This is a genomic window from Actinoplanes cyaneus, assembly GCF_016862095.1.
GTDB lineage: Bacteria > Actinomycetota > Actinomycetes > Mycobacteriales > Micromonosporaceae > Actinoplanes > Actinoplanes cyaneus.
In genome coordinates this window covers 101,502-119,002 of record NZ_BOMH01000045.1, presented here as the reverse complement: position 1 = coordinate 119,002, position 17,501 = coordinate 101,502, and the positions used below count along the sequence as shown (strand labels likewise).

The following is a 17,501-nucleotide window of genomic DNA, read 5'->3' as shown; positions in this document are numbered from 1 at the left end:
TACGTTGTCAACGTACCGCAGGTACTTAAGTTAGGCTGTCGATCGTGACGTTCCAGCGGGCGCGAACTGAGGAGCAGCGGGAGATCCGCCGGCGGGCGATCCTCGACATGGCATCGGCGATGCTCGACGAGATGCCGGTGGCCGCGGTGACCTTGAACGAGCTCAGCCGCCGGGTCGGCCTGGCGAAACCGAACGTGCTGCGCTACTTCGAGTCGCGCGAGGCGGTGCTGCTGGAGCTGCTCGACCACTTCCTGAAGGAGTGGCTGACGGAGCTCGCCGGCGAGCTGGCCGACGGCGTCGACGAGAAGCAGCCCATGCCGGAGCGGGCGACAGCGGTGGCCGGCGTCCTCAGCCGCTCGCTCGCCGCCCGGGTGACCCTGTGCGACCTGTTCGGCGCCCAGGGCAGCGTCCTGGAGCACAACGTCTCGGTCGAGGTCGTCAGCCGCTACAAGCGCGCCTCGCTGGAGCGGCTGACGACCATGACCGCCCTGATCGGGAAGTACCTGCCGGAGCTGGGCGACGACGCGACCCTGTTCAGCCTGCAGACCATGGTGCTGGCCGGTGCGCTGTCGGCCTACAGCGCGCCCCCACCCAGCCTCCTGGCCGCCTATCAGGCCGAGCCCGAGCTGGCCCGCTTCCACCTGGAGCTGAAGGACTCGCTGCGGCTGGCGTTGACCGCGGCCCTTCTGGGCGTGCTGCCCCGCCCCTGATCCACGCGCCGGGCGGCGCCGCCCTACGGCTCCAGGAGCAGGACGTGGAGATGGCGGGGCCCGTGCACGCCCTCGACCCGGTTCAGCTCGATGTCACTGGTCGCCGACGGCCCGCTGATCCAGGTCAGTGGACGCGCCGGGTCGAGGCGGGCGACGGCCTCCGGGACCGAGGCCACCACCTGACGGGGGTGCAGGACGACGATGTGCACGTCCGGCAGGAGCGTGATGATGCGCCGCCCCTGGTCCGGTGACGCGTCGAGCACGATCGTCCCGGTCTCGGCGACGGCGATCGCCGCGGCGGTCAGGACCGCGTCGGCGGCGGCGATCCGGTCCGGCGGAAGGTCGTCGTCGACCAGGGCACCGTCGGGGCGCCAGGACGACGGCAGCCCGGGCGGCACCACGACGGTCCCGCCCGCGATCTCCGCGGCGACCGCCGCCACGGCGTCCGCCGGGATCCGCCGCACCGACGCCTTGTAGTCCACGAGCCGGTCGACCAGCACGTCGAGGTCGGCGGCCGGGAACGTACGCCGGTAGTCGCGCGGCGCCGGCCCCGGGGCGGGAGCGTCCCGCAGTGCCGCCCGCACCCGTCCCAGGATCACGTCCTTCGCGCTCATCGCGACGCCCACCAATCGCGGAAGGTCTGCTCGGGGATCTCCGGCAGGTCACGCGCCTCGTTCCACCCCAGCGGCAGGCCACGACCGCGGCGCCCGGCGATCCGCGCGAGCTTGGCGGCCCGTTGCGCGCGGGCGTACAGCTTCGGCCGGTCCATCGTGTACGCCGCCGCCCGCATCGCGGCCCGCTCGATCCGCCCGTGCGGCGCCCGGTTCCGCAGGTGCACCAGGATCGACGGGATGTCGATCTTCACGGGACAGGCGTCGAAGCACGCCCCGCACAGCGACGACGCGAACGGCAGCGAAGCGTTGTCCTCGACCCCGGTGAGCTGCGGGGACAGCACCGCCCCGATCGGCCCGGGATAGACCGACCCGTACGCGTGCCCGCCGGTCCGTTCGTAGACCGGGCACACGTTGAGGCACGCCGAGCACCGGATGCAGTGCAGTGCCGACCGCCCCGCCTCGTCGGCGAGCACCGCGCTGCGCCCGTTGTCGAGCAGCACCAGGTGGAAGTTCTGCGGCCCGTCCCCGGGCGTTACCCCGGTCCACATGGTCGTGTACGGGTTCATCCGCTCCCCCGTCGACGCCCGCGGCAGCAGTTGCAGGAACACCTCCAGGTCCTGCCACGCCGGCACGACCTTCTCGATGCCCATGACGGTGATCAGCGTCTCGGGCAGGGTCAGGCACATCCGCCCGTTGCCCTCGGACTCGACGACGGCGAGCGTCCCGGTCTCGGCGATGCCGAAGTTCGCCCCGCTGATCGCGACCTTCGTCGACAGGAACGTCTCGCGCAGGTACTTCCGGGCGGCCGCGGCCAGCACCGGCGGGTCGTCGGTCAGCGCCGGGTCCACCCCGGGCATCGCCGCGAGGAAGATCTCCCGGATCTCCGAGCGGTTCCGGTGGATCGCCGGCACCAGGATGTGGCTCGGCTTGTCGTTGCCGAGCTGCACGATCAGCTCGGCCAGGTCGGTCTCGACCGGCTGGATCCCGGCCGCTTCGAGGGCCTCGTTGAGCGCGATCTCCTGGGTGGCCATCGACTTGACCTTGATGACCCGCTCCGAGCCGGTCTGTCGCACCAGGTCGGTGACGATCGCGTTGGCCTCGTTCGCGTCGGCGGCCCAGTGCACCACGCCGCCGCGCTCGGTGACCCGGGCCTCCAGCTGTTCCAGCAGCTCGGGAAGCCGGGACATCACGTCGGCCTTGATCGCCGAGCCGGCCGAGCGCAGCTCCTGCCAGTCCGGCAGCTCCGCGATCACCCGGCCGGACTTGCCGCGGATCGTGGTGGTCGCGTGCCGCAGGTTGCGCCGCAACTGGTCGTTCGCGAGCGCCTTGTGCGCGGCGGCCGGGAACGGCTCGTCGCCGCGCAGGTGCCCGACGCCGCGGGGCGCGGTGGCCGGCATGCCCAGGAAGGTCGTCATGTCGCGGCCAGGATCTCGGCCAGGTGCACGGTCTTCACTCCGGAATCCTTCCGCCGCAGACCGCCACCGATGTGCATCAGGCACGAGGCATCCCCGGCCGTGCACACGGAGGCGCCGGTCGACTCGATGGTGGTCATCTTGTCCGCGAGCATGGCCGCCGACGTCTCCGCGTTCTTGACCGAGAACGTGCCGCCGAAGCCGCAGCACTGCTCCGCGGCCGGCAGCTCGACCAGTTCCAGGCCGCGAACGTTGCGCAGCAGCCGTAACGGCTTGTCCCCGACCCTGATCATCCGCAGGCTGTGACACGTCGGGTGGTAGGTGACCCGGTGCGGGTAGTACGCCCCCACGTCCTCCACCTTCAGCACGTCGACGAGCAGCTCGGACAGCTCGTACGTCCGGGCGCCCACGTCCCCGGCGCGCGCGGCCAGCCCCGCCTCGCCGGCCGCGGCGGCCACCATGGCGTGCTGATGCCGGATCGACCCGACGCACGACCCGGACGGCGCGACGATCACGTCGTACGGCGAGAAGGTCTGAACATATCGCTTGACCAGCGGTAACGCATCCCTCTGGTAACCGGTGTTGACGTGCATCTGCCCGCAGCACGTCTGCTCGGAGGGGAACACGACCTCGTGGCCGAGGCGTTCCAGCAGCCGGACGGTGGCCTTGGCCGCCTCCGGGAACAGGGTGTCGGCGAGGCACGTCGCGAAGAGCGCGATCCGCACGGTCACCTCCCCACTCGCGCGGCGGCGGCCCGCCAGAGGTCGTCGTCGCCGCGCGGCTCGTAGCGCACGATCTGTTGAGTCTGCCGCACCAGCGCGCGCATCGCATCGAGCCCGCCGGGGACGACCCCGGCGGCGCGCGCCTGCACCAGCAGATTACCGATGGCGGTGGCCTCGACCGGCCCGGCGAGCACCGGAAGCCCGGTGGCGTCGGCGGTCAGCCGGCACAGCAGCTCGTTGCGGGCGCCGCCGCCGACCAGGTGCACCACTGCCGGTGACGTGCCGGCGAGCTCCCGCGCCTGGCGCACCGCACGCCGTTGTGCGAGCGCCAGGCTGTCCAGGATGCACCGCGTGACCGTCGCCGGGCCCGCCTCGCCGGGAAGGCCGGCAGCTTCGCGCAGGCGACCGGTCATGTCCCCGGGCGGCAGGAAGACCGGATCGTCCAGGTCGACCACGTAGCGCAGCGCCGGCTCCCGCTCCGCCGCCCGGAGCAGCTCCGCGATGTCCGGCGAGCCCCACTCGCGCATGCACTCCTGCAACGGCCACAGGCCCATCACATTGCGCAGATAGCGAACGGTCCCGTCGACCCCGCCCTCGTTGGTGAAGTTCGCCGCGCGGGAGGAGTCGCTGAGCACCGGCGTGTCCAGCTCCAGGCCCACCAGGGACCAGGTGCCCGAACTGACGTACGCGAAATCGGTGTCCTGTGCCGGAACCGCGACCACCGCCGACGCCGTGTCGTGCGAGCCCACCGCGACCACCGGGGTTCCCTCGAAACGCCCGATCACGTCGCCCGGCCGCCGGATCGGCGGGAAGAGCTCGGCCCGCAACCCCAATTCCCCGATCAAGGGCCAGGCCCAGTCCCCGGTACGGACGTCGAGCAGCCCGGTCGTCGAGGCGTTCGTGTACTCGGCACCGATCTCCCCGGTCAGCCAGTACGCCAGCAGATCCGGCACGAGCAGCATCGTCCTCGCCGCCGCGTACTGCCGGGTCCCGGCGGCCGCCACCAACTGGTAGACCGTGTTGAACGGCAACGTCTGCAGCCCGTTGACGTCGTAGAGGTCCCGCACCCGCGCGGCGACCCCGTCCGTCCGCGCGTCCCGGTAGTGCACCGGGTTGCCGAGCAGCATCCCGTCCGCGTCGAGGAAGCCGTAGTCGACCGCCCACGAGTCGATGCCGATGCTGTCCACCGGCCCGGCCTTCTTCAGCCCGTCGAGCACCCCCCGGTACAGCCCGAGGATGTCCCAGTGCAGGGTGCCGCCCGCCCGCACCGGCTCGTTCGGGAACCGGTGCACGACGTCGAGGTCCAGCTTGCCCTCAGTGAAGGTGCCGACCACGACGCGCCCGCTGGACGCGCCGAGGTCGACAGCGGCGAACCGGTGCGTCATCGGAGGAAGGCCGCCGCGACACCCGCGTCGACGGGGATGTGCAGGCCGGTGGTGTGCGACAGGTCGCCGGCGGTGAGCACGAAGACCGCGTTCGCCACGTGGTCCGGCAGCACCTCGCGCTTGAGCAGGGTGCGCTGCGCGTAGAACTCGCCCAGCTTCTCCTCCGGCACGCCGTAGACCGCGGCACGCTGCGCGCCCCAGCCGGACGAGAAGATCCCCGATCCGCGGACGACCCCGTCGGGGTTGATGCCGTTCACCCGTACGCCGAAAGCGCCCAGCTCGGCCGCCAGCAAGCGCACCTGATGCGCCTGGTCGGCCTTGGCGGCGCCGTAGGCGACGTTGTTCGGGCCCGCGAACAGCGAGTTCTTGCTGGAGATGTAGACGATATCGCCGCCCATGCCCTGTGCGATCAGGATCCGCGCGGCGGCCTTCGCGACCAGGAACGAGCCCTTCGCCATCACGTCGTGCTGCAGGTCCCAGTCCTGCTCGGTGGTCTCCAGCAGCGGCTTCGAGATGGACAGGCCGGCGTTGTTGACGATCAGGTCCACGCCGCCGAACGCGAGCACGGCCGCGTCGAGGGCGGCCTCGACCGCGGCGGCGTCGGTCACGTCGGCGGTGACCGAGACGGCCGCGTCGGTGCCCCCGATCTCCCGCGCGACGGTCTCCGCGGTGGCGGCGTCCCGGTCGGCGACCACGACGCACGCGCCCTCGGCGGCCAGGCGCAGCGCGATCGCACGGCCGATGCCGGAACCGCCGCCGGTCACGAACGCGACCCGGGTGGCGAGGGGCTTCGGCTTCGGCATCCGCTGGAGCTTGGCCTCCTCCAGGGACCAGTACTCGATGCGGAACTTCTCCGACTCGTCGATCGGGGCGTACCGCGAGATCGCCTCGGCGCCACGCATCACGTTGATCGCGTTGACGTAGAACTCGCCGGCGACGCGGGCGGTCTGCTTGTTCGCGCCGAACGAGAACATGCCCACGCCCGGGACCAGCACGATCGCCGGGTCGGCGCCGCGGATCGCCGGGCTCTCCGGGGTCGCGTGACGCTCGTAGTAGGCGCGGTAGTCCGCCCGGTACGCCTCGTGCAGCTCCTTGAGCCGGTCGACGACCTCGTCCAGGGGCGCGTCCGGCGCGGTGTCCAGGACCAGCGGCTTGACCTTCGTCCGCAGGAAATGGTCCGGGCAGGAGGTGCCCAGCGCGGCCAACTCGGCGAGGCGCTCGCTGCCGACGAAGTCGAGGACCACGTCGGAGTCGGTGAAGTGACCGACCTGGGGACGGTCGGTCGACGCCAGCCCGCGGATCACCGGGAAGAGCTCGGCGGCGCGCTTCCTTCTCTCCGTCTCGCCGAGCGCTTGCTGCCTCACCTCACCGAAAGGTGCATTCCGGCCGTGGTCCGCGAGGTACGCCGCGGCGGTGTTGATGATCTCCTGCGAGTTGGCCTCGCACTCCTCGCTGGTCGCGCCCCAGGCGGTGATGCCGTGGCCACCCAGGATCACGCCGATCGCCTGCGGGTTCGCCTTCTGCGCCGCGGCGATGTCCAGTCCGAGCTGGAACCCGGGACGCCGCCAGTCCACCCAGAGCACCCGGTCGCCGAAGATCTCCTTGGTCAGCGCCGGCCCGTCCGCGGCCGTCGCGATCGCGATGCCGGCGTCCGGGTGCAGATGATCCACGTGCGGCGCGTCGACCAGGCCGTGCATCGCGGTGTCGATGCTCGGCGCGGCCCCGCCCCGGCCGTGCAGGCAGTAGTCGAACGCGGCGACCATCTCGTCCTCACGCTCGACCCCCGGGTAGACGCCGGTCAGCGCGCGCAGCCGGTCCAGCCGGAGCACGGCCAGGCCCTTCTCGGTCAGGGTGCCCAGGTCGCCGCCGGACCCCTTCACCCAGAGCAGGTCCACGTTCTCCCCGGTGACCGGGTCCAGGTCGCTGCCCTTGGCGGAGGTGTTGCCCCCGGCGTAGTTCGTGGTGCGCGGATCCGCTCCCAGGCGATTCGATCGCGCGATGAGCGCGGCGACGGCGGCATTCGTCATGGCGTCCCTCAGTCCCGTCCGGCGGCTAAGTGTGAAACGTTTCAGAATCACCGACAGGTTACGCAGCCACCGCACCCCCGGTCAAGGCCACCTGCTGCTCTCGGCTCCACCCGTCCGACAACTCCGAACGGCAGGCGGGGCGGGGCGCCGCTTCCAGCCTCCGGGCCGCGGCCGCCGGGTCCGACGAGCGCAGCAGCGGCGTCCGTCGACCTCCACGGCTGGCCCTCAGAGGTACATCACCACCCCGGAAACACCCTTGAACTCAAGCAGCCGCCCGGCCCCGGCTGGGCATCAAGGGTGCTTCCGGTCCGGGAGACACCCCTGAAAGCCAGCCGCCCGCGCCCGGGGTGGGGCGGGCAATGATCAAGGCGGGGGTGAGGACCTTGCCGATGCTCTCCGGGGTGACCCGAGGGGACAAAGCAGGCGGCGAGCGGGTGGTATCCGATTGATCGGGACTGCGAGGGTCCGTGCACGATCGCCCGCGGGTTCGTAATTACCGTTCTGGCGGAGATCGACGCCGCCGCGGATTTCCGACAGCCTGGGGCGCCGGGTGGTGTGACAACTTCAGCGACATGCATCGTCGTCGCTGGATTGCCGCTGCTGCCGTCGCGGCCCTCGTGGTCGCCGTGCCCGTGTCGGCGCGGGCCGCTGTCACCCCGATCGCGAAAGTCAACTTCCAACCGGCCGCGTCGGCGGTCCCGAGCGGGTACACCGCGGACACCGGCGCCGCCTTCGACGGGGCGCAGGGGTGGGTACGGCAGGACAGCCTCACCGGCACCCACGTGCCGCTCGACCTGACCCTGAACACCCGTGACCGGGCCCGGACCGGTGTCGACGCCCGCCTCGGCACGCTGATCCACCTGCAGTACGGCGACGTGAACGGCACCAGCGGCGTGACCACGGCCGGCGCGTGGGAGTACGCGGTGCCCGCCGGCACCTATCAGGTGACGGTGTCCGCCGGTGACCAGCCGGCCTACGACAGCACCCACACCGTCCGGGTCGAGGGGGTCACCGCGATCAGCGGTTTCGTCTCCACTGCCGCCGCCGAGTTCCGCCAGGCCACGGTGACCGTCCCGGTCCGTGACGGCCGGCTGACCGTCGACGCGGCCGGTGGCGTCAACACGAAGCTGAACTACGTCGAGGTCAGCCGGGTCACCGCCGACCCGCCGGCCGGGCTGACCGCGACGCCCGGCGACGGCCAGGTGGCGCTCTCCTGGACCGGCAACGCGGCGAGCTACCAGGTCTACCGGGGCGGCACGCTGCTGGCGACGGTGTCCAAGGCGTCCTACCTGGACACCGCGGTCACGAACGGGACGGCGTACGCGTACCGGGTCACCACCGACGGCGGGCCGTCGGCGACGGTGAGCGCCACCCCGGCCGCGTTCTCGCTCAAGGTCGACTTCTCGGACGCGGCCACCGCACCGGCGGCCGGCTATGTGCGGGACTCCGGCGGCGCGTACACGGCGACGCGCGGATACGGCTGGGTCGACCTGGGCGAGGGCACGCCGGCCGACCTGACCGGCAACGGCCGCAACCGCAACCCGGCCGCCGGGCAGAGCGATCCGCGGCTCGCCACCTTCATCCACGCGCAGCTCCCGGCAGGTTCGGCCGGTGTGTCCACCCCCGGCGCCTGGGAGGCGGCCGTGCCGGACGGCGTCTACACCGTCACCGTCGCGACCGGTGACGCCGGCACCGCGGTCGACAGCGTGCACTGGGCCGCCGTCGAGGACCAGAACGCGATCGCCGCGTTCCGCCCAACGGCCGCGGTCAAGTTCGCCACCGTCACCCGCACGGTGCGGGTGACCGACGGCAAGCTGACCCTCAGCCCGGCCGGCGGCACGAACACCAAGTTCGACTACATCGACGTGGTCAGCGTCCCGGCCGCCGGGGCGACGCCGGCGGTACGGGCGAGCACCCCGGCGAACAACGCGACCAAGGTCTCGCTCACCACCAGCGTCGTCGAGGATCTGGTGCTGCCCAACGGTGGCGTCGCGGCGGCCTCGCTGACCGGCTCGACGGTGACGCTGACCCGGCTCGCCGACGGTGTGGCCGTGCCGGCGACCACGATCACCAGCGGCGGCGGCGACGTGATCAACCTGTCGCCGACCGGCCCACTGACCGCGAACACGGCGTACCGGTTCACCGTCACCAGCGGGGTCACCGACGTGACGGGCAAACCGTTCGCGCCGTACTCGACGGTCTTCACCACCGGCGCGGGCACCGGCCCGGGCGGGCCGGCCGGGTTCGACAAGACCGTGGGCGTGGCCACCGGCGCGTCGTTCACCTCGGTGGTGAAGGGTCCGGACGGGCGGCTCTACGCCGGCACGCTCGACGGTTACCTCCACCGGTTCCCGATCAACGCGGACGGCACGCTCGGCGCCGCGACGGTGATCGGCACGGTCCGGGCCGACGCGTCGGCGCGCGGGCTGGCCGGCGCGCCCGCGCGCACGATCATCGGGATGGCCTTCGACCCGGCGTCGACGGCAGCCGCGCCGATCCTCTGGGTCACCGACAACTACCAGTACGTCGGCCCGCTGAACGTTCCCGACTGGTCCGGCCGGATCGGCAGGCTGACCGGCGCCGACCTGGGCACGTACACCTCGGTGGTCACCGGTCTGCCGCGCTCGGTCAAGGATCACGAGACGAACTCGCTGGCGTTCGGGCCGGACGGCGGGCTGTACCTGACCCAGGGCGCGAACAACGCGATGGGCGCCGCCGACGCGACCTGGGGCAACCGGGCGGAGCGTCTGCTCAGCGCGGCCGTGCTGCGCCTGGACCCGGCGAAGCTGCCGGCCACGTTGCCGCTCGACGTGCGGACCGAGGACGGTGGGAGCTACGACCCGTACGCCGCAAATGCGCCTTTGACTCTTCATGCGACCGGCGTGCGGAACGCGTTCGACCTGGTCTGGCACCGCAACGGGCACCTCTACACGCCGACCAACGGCTCGGCTGCCGGCGGCAACACGCCGGCCACGCCGAGCGCCCTGCCCGCCTCGTGTGCCCGGCGTGGCTACACCGGGCCGGTGGTGCCGGCGCTGACCAACGTGCCGACCGCGGAGACCGACTACGTCTTCGACGTGAAGGCGGGCCGCTACTACGGGCACCCGAACCCGGTGCGCTGCGAATGGGTGCTCGCCGGCGGCAACCCGACGAGTGGGACGGACCCGTTCCAGGTGCCCGCCTACCCGGTGGGTACCGCGCCCGATCCGAACTACGACCTGGCCGGCACCTACGACGCGGGGCTGCACGCCTCGGCGAACGGCGCGATCGAGTACCGGGGCGGCGCGCTGGACGGAAAGCTGCTGGTGGTCCGCTACTCCGACGGACAGGACATCGAGACCTTCGACGTGGCCGCCTCGGGCGCGCTGTCCAACCGGACCACGGGCATCACCGGCCTGACCGGGTTCAGCCAGCCGCTCGACGTCACCGAGGACGTGGCGACCGGCAACCTGTACGTGACCGAGCTCGGCGCGAACCGCATCACCCTGTTGAAACCACGCGCCTGACCGACGGGGAACCGCCCGGGCGGTCGGCCCGGGCGGTTCATGAAGAACGCCGCGCTGCACGGAACCGGAGTCCCGGTCAGCCGGCCTTTGCCGGGACGGGCGCGGCGTGGGACTGCACCGCGTGACGCCGGACGAAGATCAGCACCACGATCGCCGCGGCCAGCGCGGTTCCGGCCGCGACGTAGAGCGTCGCGTCGAGACCGTCGGCGAAACCGGCCGGCTGCCCGTGCGCGTCAGCGATCCGGTCCGCGAAGATCGTGCCGAAGACCGCGACGCCGACCGCGAATCCGAGCTGCCGGAATGTGTTGAGCGCGCCACCGGCCATGCCGCTGCGTTCGCGGGGCACCTCGCCGAGGACCGCCGACGACAGTGACGGCAGCACACAGCCCACACCGAGTCCGACAATGATCAGGCCGGGGATGAGGACCTTGCCGCTGCTGTCCGCGTCCAGACTCGTCTGGACCAGGTCGCCGGCCGCGATCAGCAGCAGGCCGAGGCCGACGGTCCAGCGCGGCGAGACCTTCTGCAGGAACTTGCCGGCGGCCGCGCCGACGACCAGCGAGGCGGCGGCCATCGGCAGCGCGCCGTAGAGGCCCGCGTCGACCGGGCCGTATCCGAGCACCTGCTGCAGCCAGACCGTCGCGAACGGCAGGTAGCCGAACGCGGCCGCCTGGGTCAGGAACGCCGCCACGATCAGCGCCGCGAACGCGGGCCGCCGGAACAGGGCGAGATCCAGCATCGGATGGTCGGAGCGGAGCTCGACGACGATGAACGCGGCCAGTGCGACGACGCCGGCGGCGAACGCGGTCAGCGCGATCCCGTCGGTCCAGCCGGCGTCACCGGCGCGGATCAGCCCGTACGTCACGGCTGCGGCCGCCACCGTGAACGTGACAGTGCCGGGCAGGTCGAACCGGCCGCCCCACGGCGCCTTCGACTCGGCGACGCCACGCACGGTGAACCAGACGGCGATCAGGCAGATCGGCAGGTTGACCAGGAACACCCAGCGCCAGCCGAGGTGCTCGGTGAGCAGCCCGCCGGCCAGCGGGCCGGCTGCCGCGGCGGCGCCGTTGACCGCACCCCAGACCCCGAACGCGACACCCCGGTCATGACCCTGATAGGTCACGTTGAGCAGGGCGGCGGTGCAGGCGAACATGGCCGCGCCGCCGGCGCCCTGCAGCACGCGGGCGGCGATCAGGGCCTGCTCGTTCGGCGCGAAGGCGCAGAGCAGGGAGGAGACCGCGAAGATGCCGATGCCGATCAGGTACGTGCGGCGGCGGCCGAAGCGGTCGGCGAGGGAGCCGGCGCCGAGCAGCAGGGCGGCGAGAGCTAGAGCGTACCCGTCGAGCACCCACTGCAGGTCGGCGTAGCCGGCCTGGAACTTGTCGGCGATCGAGGGCAACGCGACGACGACGATGGTGACGTCCACCAGCAGCAGGAAGGTGCCGAGGCAGACGGCGATCAGTGGTGACCATTTGCGCATGCCCCGTAGGATGCCCGCTTTTCCTCGCAGAGGCCGCATCAGCAACGCTCATGCTGCGGATCTCGACTTTTGGCTACGCTTGCGCGGTGGAAATCGACAGGCTGGACCGGCAGGTCACGCACGCGCTGCGGATCAACGGCCGCGCGGGATACCGGGAGATCGGCACGGTCCTCGGCGTCTCCGACCAGACCGTCGCGCGGCGTTATCGCCGGCTGCGCGAGGAGGCGCGGCTGCGGGTGGTCGGCCTGCCCAACCCCATCGAGCTGGGGTACGAGACCTGGGCGCTCCGCCTGCGTGCGGCGCCCGACGCGGCTCTGCCGATCGCCTCGGCCCTGGCCCGCCGCCCGGACACCACCTGGGTCTCGATCACGTCCGGCGGCACCGAGATCACCGGCAGCGTGCACGTGCCGGCGTCCGCCGACCGGGAGGCGCTGCTGCTGCAGAAGCTTCCGCGGACCCCCCGGGTGGTCTCGGTGAGCGCGCACTGCGTGATCCACAACTATGTGGGCGGCGCGGTCGGCCCGGACCTGCGCGACGACTCGCTGACCGCCGAGCAGATCGCGGCGCTGGCCCCGTCACCTCCGGCCGGCGGCCGCTCCGCCACCCACCTCGCCGACGCCGACGCCCCGCTGATCGAGGCGCTCTCCTGGGACGGGCGGCGCAGCTACGCCGAGTTGTCGGCCGCGACCGGCTGGCCGGAGTCGACGGCCCGCCGCCGGGTCCAGGAGCTGTTCGAGTCGGGCTCGCTCTACACCGATGTCGAGATCGAACCGAGCCTGTACGGGTTCCGGGCGGTCGTCGTGATGTGGCTCTCGGTCGCGCCGTCGCGGGTCGCGTCGGTCGGCAACGCCCTGGCCCGGCACGAGGAGATCGTTTTCGCGGCGGCGACCACCGGCCCGTCGAACCTGCAGGCCACCGCGATCTGCGAGGACATGCCCGCCTTCTACAGGTACGTGACCGAGCGCCTCAGCCAGCTCGACGGCGTCGAGCGGATCGAGTCGGCGCCGGTGCTCAAGCACGTGAAGCAGATGGGCTCGGTGCGTTGACATACCGCCAACAGCAGGGACCCATCGGTATTACCGACTGGTAAGAATCTCGTCAATACTATTCACCAGTATCGATCTAGATCGGTCTCCCACACCCATCCCCTGTTGGGAGAACCACATGTCCCTCCGTTCCCTGCTGGCCGCCGCGACCACCGTGGCGGCCCTCATCGCTCTCCCGGCGGCCCCCGCGCAGGCCGCCAATCCGTACGAGCGGGGCCCCGCTCCGACCACCGCCAGCATCGAGGCCGCGACCGGCCCGTTCGCCACCGCCTCCACCACCGTGGCGCGCACCAGCAGCTTCGGTGGCGGCACCATCTACTACCCCACCAGCACCAGCGCCGGCACGTTCGGCGCGGTCTCGATCGCCCCCGGTTACACCAACTCGAAGTCCGCGGTCGCCTGGCTGGGCCCGCGCATCGCGTCGCAGGGTTTCGTGGTCATCGTCATCGACACCCTCAGCGTGTACGACTACCCGGACAGCCGGGGCACGCAGCTGCTCGCCGCCCTGGACTACCTGACCGGCTCCAGCACCGTCCGCACCCGCATCGACGCGACCCGGCTGGGCGTGATGGGTTACTCGATGGGTGGCGGCGGAAGCCTGTCAGCGTCGAGGACCCGCCCGTCGCTGCAGGCCGCCGTCCCGCTCACGCCGTGGCACACCACCAAGAGCTGGACCACCGACAAGGTGCCGACCCTGGTCATCGGCGCCGAGAACGACACCACGGCGCCCGTCGCGTCACACGCCGAGCCGTTCTACACCAGCCTGCCGAGCACCCTCGACAAGGCGTACCTGGAGTTGAACAACGCCACCCACTCGGCGCCGACCTCGGCGAACGTCACCATCGCGAAGTACAGCATCTCGTGGCTGAAGCGCTTCATCGACAACGACACCCGTTACGAGCAGTTCCTCTGCCCGGCACCGTCGGGCTCGGCCATCCAGGAATACCGCGACACCTGCCCGCATTCCTGACAAACCCGATTTCCCCGTACGGGGGAACGCCGGCGACCCTGGGGTCGCCGGCGTTTCCGGGGTCGGCCGCGCTTCCGCGGTCGGCCTTGTCGGCGTCAGTGCGGTTCGAGGCCGGCACCCTCACGGCCGGCGCGCTCGGGTCAGCGCCAGAAGACCGCGACCGCCGCGTTCACCAGCGTCAACGTGATGATCCCGATGTAGTGGCCCTTGTTGACCGCCTCCCGCTTCCGCGGGATGAACACCATGATGAAGATCATCAGCGCGATCACCAGCTTCACGCCGAGCTTGATCGGATCCGGCTCGTGGTCACCGCCACCCCGCAACGGCGCCGCCAGCCCCAGCCCGCTGACCAGCTGGATGATCGAACCCCACAGGACCGCCGGACTGATCCGGAACGTCCCCGACAGGAACTGCGCGATCGCCCCGCCCAGCAGCAGGGCGAAGCCGACAAGGTGCACGAAGAGCAGGATCAACCGGAGTGCTTCCACAGCCGGACAGCTTGCCAGCTCACCGACCAGCCGATAAATCCGGGTCAGCGGCGGACCGTGCCCGTGGAGGCGCGCGCCACCAGCGCCGGGACGAACGTGGCCTGCTCGTGCTGGTGATCAGGGTTCGTGGCCTCGTCCAGGACCAGTCGCGCGGCTGTCCGCCCCAGCTCCTGCCGCGGCTGCCGGACCGACGTCAACGGGACGGCCGCGGCTGCCGCGAAGTCGATGTCGTCGAAGCCGACGATCGCCAGGTCGTCCGGAACCCGCAGCCCCGCGGTCACCGCGTGCTGCAGCAAGCCGAGCGCGAGCAGATCGTTCGCACAGAACGCGGCGGTCGGCCGGCGGCGCGACGGCAGCCCGGCCAGGCGCTCGCCCGCGGAACGTCCCTCGCTCACGGTCAGCGCCTCGGTCGGCAGGTGGATCAGATCCTCGGCCGGCTTGCCGAACTCCTCCCACACCTCGCGCGCCCCCTGATACCGCTCACGCACCTGGCCGATGCTCTCCGGCCCGCCCACGAACGCCACCCGATCGTGTCCGCGATCGATCAGATGCTCGACGGCGATCCGGCCGCCCAGCACGTCGTCGACGGCGACCGAGCAGTGATCCCCCGTGCTGCTGAGCCTGTCCACCATCACGAACGGGATGCCGCGCCGGGCGATGTCGGCCACGTGCGACGCGTCCGGGTCGACCGGAGTGATCAGGATGCCCTGCACCCGCTGCTGGACCAGCCGGTCGAGGTGCTTGGACTCACGCTCGGCACGACCACCGCTGTTGCAGACGAACAGCGACAGGTCGGCGGCGTCCGCGGCGTTCTCGATGCCCTCGGCGACGTCCTGGAAGAACGGGTTCCCGCCGTCGAGCATCACGTAGGCCAGCGCGCGGCTCGTGCCGGCCCGCAGCTGACGTGCCGACTCGTTGCGGATGAACCCCAGGTCGGCCATGGCGCGCTCGACCCGCTCCCGGGTGGCGGTGCTGACCACGGCCGGCCGGTTCAGCACGTTCGACACCGTGCCGAGGGAGACGCCGGCGGCAGCCGCCACGTCCTTGACGGACGGCGCCCGGCCGTTGCGTGGCTGCTGAGTCAACCCGTTGCCCCCTCGCTGGAACGATGGATTGAAACGCATTCTAGGGTGAGCGCTCCCCTCCGTGGACGTCAGCATCGCACCACGAATGAAACATTTCAACCGCCATCGCCACAGCGGGACGAACCACCCGATCCGACCACCCCACCCCACCGGCGCTCCCCACAACCACCCTTCCCCAGGCAGCACTCCGCCCACCAACCACCCGCGACACACCCCGCAGCACCAGCCGCCGAACCCCAGCTGGCTCCCACGGGTGCCAAACAGCCCGGACACACCCCCCAGCACCAGCCGCCGGACCTCGGCTGGCACTCACGGCTGCCGAACCGCCCGGACACAACCCTCAGCACCAGCCGTTGCATAGCGGCGCTTCGGAGCTGCTCCCCGGGGGTCGCCGGCCGGGCAGGTCTAGAGGATGGCTAGGTGGGCGGCGACGATCTGCCATCCGGCGTCCTCGCTGTGGGACCACGTCCGCGTATAGCGCAGGCGTGCGCTCATCGGCGCTCCACCGAAGGTGCCGGTCACCGCGCACACGACGAAGGTGACGCCGGTCGTCCCGACGAGCAGATGCTCCAAGCTCTCCTGGGTCAGGGTTTCGATCACCGAGCTGCCCGACCGGTACGCCGCCAGGTCGTCGCCCTTGGTGTACCGGGCGCCGTCCGGCCCGATGGCGATCAGCCGGTCGTGCAGCAGCCGGCCGAGTTCGCCGGTGTCGCCGTTCCGTTGCGCGTCCTGGAGTTGCCGCTCGGCGGCGAGCAGTGCGGCGGTCAGCTCATTCTCGTTCACCGGCCCAGCGTAGGAAGGTTCCGGCCCGCACCCCTCCCCCATCTGCCGAAGGCAGAAGCGCATCTACCGGAGGGCCGGCCCGGAAACCGAGGCGGGCCGGCTCGGCCACCGAGGCGAGGCGAGGCGGGCAGGCCGGCTCAGCCACGGGGCGAGGCGGGCGGGCAGGCCGGCGGGCTCGGGTACCGGGGGACGGGTCGGTGCCTGGTGGTCGTTCTCAGGATCGTCGGCTACCGTCCGTGGCCGTGATGCGTTCCCGGATCGTTCCCGTCGCCCTGCTCTGCGCCTGCCTGGCCGGCCTTGCCGCCTGCGGTGACTCGGACACCAAGAGTGCCGCGCCGGCGCCGTCCGGTCGCAGCGTGGCGCCGCTCAGCAGCGCGGCGGCAGCGGAGGCGGCCGACGAGGCGGCCGATCGCATCGCCGAGGCCGGCGGTGGCGCGTCGACCGGGGTGAACGAGGGCGGCGACAAAGGGCTCTGCGACATCGTGAACAAGGCCGGCAGCACGATGAAGGGCACCATCCTGCAGAACCAGAAGGCGGACGGCCACGTGGACGCCGCCGCCGCGAAGGACGCCTTCGTCACGTTCCACAAGACGGTCAGCGGGGCGCTCATCTTCGCCAAGACGTCGGAGGTCACGGTGGCGGCGAAGGCGGTCGCCGACGAGGTGAGCAAGGCGGCGTCCGCCAAGGACCCGATCAGCGCGGCCGCCGACGCCGGCTTCGACAAGCTCAGCGGCAACCTCACCACCGCCTGCCAGAACATCGGCGTCAAAATCAACTTCTGACGCCGGCGGGGGTGGGGTCAGCCCATCCAGTACGCCGCGGGGGCTATGCCGACGCCCTCGACGATCTCGCGCGGATCGTCCGGCGCGGCGAACGGGTCGAGGTCGGTGGCGCTGCGTGAACCTGTCGAGAAGATGGTGAAACCGGCCGGGAACGTATATCCCAGGGCGCCTCGCTCGGGCCGGTGACCCAGCGCGACCAGCTCGGCGACCACGTCGTCCATGAACCGGAACGTCAACTGGACGCCGTCGAGGGTCGCCTGCTCGCCGCCCTCACCCGAGGAGCCGAGCTCGACAAGCTCCACCACGTCGTCGTCGTAGTCGACCACCAGGGCAGGCTCGGTGTCGTAGATGGAGCGGGCCGCGATGCCGGGATGCGGTGGTGGACCGAGACGCGTCTCCACCATGTCTCTCGTCTCGCCGACCCGAACCAGCGCGACTCCCTCTCCGGGAAGAATCTCCATGCGCCGAGCCTCCCACTCCCCTACGACATT

At 71.5% G+C, this 17,501-nt stretch carries 15 protein-coding genes; 5 read left to right on the top strand and 10 right to left on the bottom strand.

The features are described from left to right. The first annotated feature begins 44 nt into the window (after positions 1 to 44). Positions 45 to 710 (top strand): TetR/AcrR family transcriptional regulator, encoded by a 666-nt coding sequence (locus Acy02nite_RS30400; protein WP_203747271.1) that lies wholly within the window; start codon positions 45 to 47, stop codon positions 708 to 710. A gap of 23 nt (positions 711 to 733) precedes the next feature. On the opposite strand, the gene Acy02nite_RS30395 is transcribed toward Acy02nite_RS30400, so the two are convergent. Genes Acy02nite_RS30395 through Acy02nite_RS30375 form a run of 5 tightly spaced genes read right to left on the bottom strand, consistent with a single transcriptional unit; the run spans position 734 to position 6,870 of the window. Then, positions 734 to 1,324: a LutC/YkgG family protein gene (locus Acy02nite_RS30395; RefSeq protein WP_203747264.1), complete on the bottom strand. Its 591-nt coding sequence runs from the start codon at positions 1,322 to 1,324 to the stop codon at positions 734 to 736. Further along, on the bottom strand, positions 1,321 to 2,739 hold the full coding sequence (locus tag Acy02nite_RS30390; RefSeq protein ID WP_203747249.1) for a LutB/LldF family L-lactate oxidation iron-sulfur protein: 1,419 nt from the start codon (positions 2,737 to 2,739) through the stop codon (positions 1,321 to 1,323). The genes Acy02nite_RS30395 and Acy02nite_RS30390 overlap by 4 nt, the downstream gene beginning before the upstream one ends. Next, positions 2,736 to 3,461 (bottom strand): (Fe-S)-binding protein, encoded by a 726-nt coding sequence (locus Acy02nite_RS30385; protein WP_203747246.1) that lies wholly within the window; start codon positions 3,459 to 3,461, stop codon positions 2,736 to 2,738. Before Acy02nite_RS30385 ends, Acy02nite_RS30390 begins: the two co-directional genes overlap by 4 nt. Positions 3,462 to 3,463: 2 nt before the next feature. After that, positions 3,464 to 4,843 (bottom strand): rhamnulokinase, encoded by a 1,380-nt coding sequence (locus Acy02nite_RS30380; protein ID WP_203747243.1) that lies wholly within the window; start codon positions 4,841 to 4,843, stop codon positions 3,464 to 3,466. Then, positions 4,840 to 6,870 (bottom strand): bifunctional aldolase/short-chain dehydrogenase, encoded by a 2,031-nt coding sequence (locus Acy02nite_RS30375; protein ID WP_203747240.1) that lies wholly within the window; start codon positions 6,868 to 6,870, stop codon positions 4,840 to 4,842. Before Acy02nite_RS30375 ends, Acy02nite_RS30380 begins: the two co-directional genes overlap by 4 nt. Positions 6,871 to 7,442: 572 nt before the next feature. Here Acy02nite_RS30375 and Acy02nite_RS30370 point away from each other — a divergent pair. After that, complete coding sequence (locus Acy02nite_RS30370; protein WP_203747237.1) at positions 7,443 to 10,376, top strand: Ig-like domain-containing domain; 2,934 nt, start codon at positions 7,443 to 7,445, stop codon at positions 10,374 to 10,376. A 76-nt stretch (positions 10,377 to 10,452) separates the two neighbouring features. Here the strand turns inward: Acy02nite_RS30370 and Acy02nite_RS30365 are convergent, their stop codons facing one another. Beyond that, entirely contained in the window at positions 10,453 to 11,856 is a 1,404-nt protein-coding gene (locus Acy02nite_RS30365; RefSeq protein WP_203747234.1) for an MFS transporter, read from the bottom strand. Between the two features lie 86 nt (positions 11,857 to 11,942). Here Acy02nite_RS30365 and Acy02nite_RS30360 point away from each other — a divergent pair, with 86 nt between their 5' ends. Then, complete coding sequence (locus Acy02nite_RS30360; RefSeq protein WP_203747231.1) at positions 11,943 to 12,902, top strand: Lrp/AsnC family transcriptional regulator; 960 nt, start codon at positions 11,943 to 11,945, stop codon at positions 12,900 to 12,902. A gap of 118 nt (positions 12,903 to 13,020) precedes the next feature. Then, positions 13,021 to 13,872: a poly(ethylene terephthalate) hydrolase family protein gene (locus tag Acy02nite_RS30355; RefSeq protein WP_203747228.1), complete on the top strand. Its 852-nt coding sequence runs from the start codon at positions 13,021 to 13,023 to the stop codon at positions 13,870 to 13,872. A 140-nt stretch (positions 13,873 to 14,012) separates the two neighbouring features. On the opposite strand, the gene Acy02nite_RS30350 is transcribed toward Acy02nite_RS30355, so the two are convergent. The 3 genes from Acy02nite_RS30350 to Acy02nite_RS30340 all read right to left on the bottom strand — a co-directional run bounded on the left by Acy02nite_RS30350 (position 14,013) and on the right by Acy02nite_RS30340 (position 16,228). Beyond that, the gene (locus tag Acy02nite_RS30350) at positions 14,013 to 14,360 is read right to left on the bottom strand and encodes a hypothetical protein (protein WP_203747225.1); all 348 of its coding nucleotides are present in this window, start codon (positions 14,358 to 14,360) and stop codon (positions 14,013 to 14,015) included. A 44-nt stretch (positions 14,361 to 14,404) separates the two neighbouring features. After that, complete coding sequence (locus Acy02nite_RS30345; RefSeq protein ID WP_239175357.1) at positions 14,405 to 15,445, bottom strand: LacI family DNA-binding transcriptional regulator; 1,041 nt, start codon at positions 15,443 to 15,445, stop codon at positions 14,405 to 14,407. Between the two features lie 405 nt (positions 15,446 to 15,850). After that, the gene (locus Acy02nite_RS30340; protein WP_239175356.1) at positions 15,851 to 16,228 is read right to left on the bottom strand and encodes a nuclear transport factor 2 family protein; all 378 of its coding nucleotides are present in this window, start codon (positions 16,226 to 16,228) and stop codon (positions 15,851 to 15,853) included. 242 nt (positions 16,229 to 16,470) lie between these two features. On the opposite strand from Acy02nite_RS30340, the gene Acy02nite_RS30335 reads away from it, so the two are divergent. Continuing rightward, positions 16,471 to 17,010: a hypothetical protein gene (locus Acy02nite_RS30335; protein WP_203747219.1), complete on the top strand. Its 540-nt coding sequence runs from the start codon at positions 16,471 to 16,473 to the stop codon at positions 17,008 to 17,010. 17 nt (positions 17,011 to 17,027) lie between these two features. On the opposite strand, the gene Acy02nite_RS30330 is transcribed toward Acy02nite_RS30335, so the two are convergent. Further along, positions 17,028 to 17,471: a hypothetical protein gene (locus Acy02nite_RS30330; RefSeq protein ID WP_203747216.1), complete on the bottom strand. Its 444-nt coding sequence runs from the start codon at positions 17,469 to 17,471 to the stop codon at positions 17,028 to 17,030. Positions 17,472 to 17,501 lie beyond the last annotated feature (30 nt).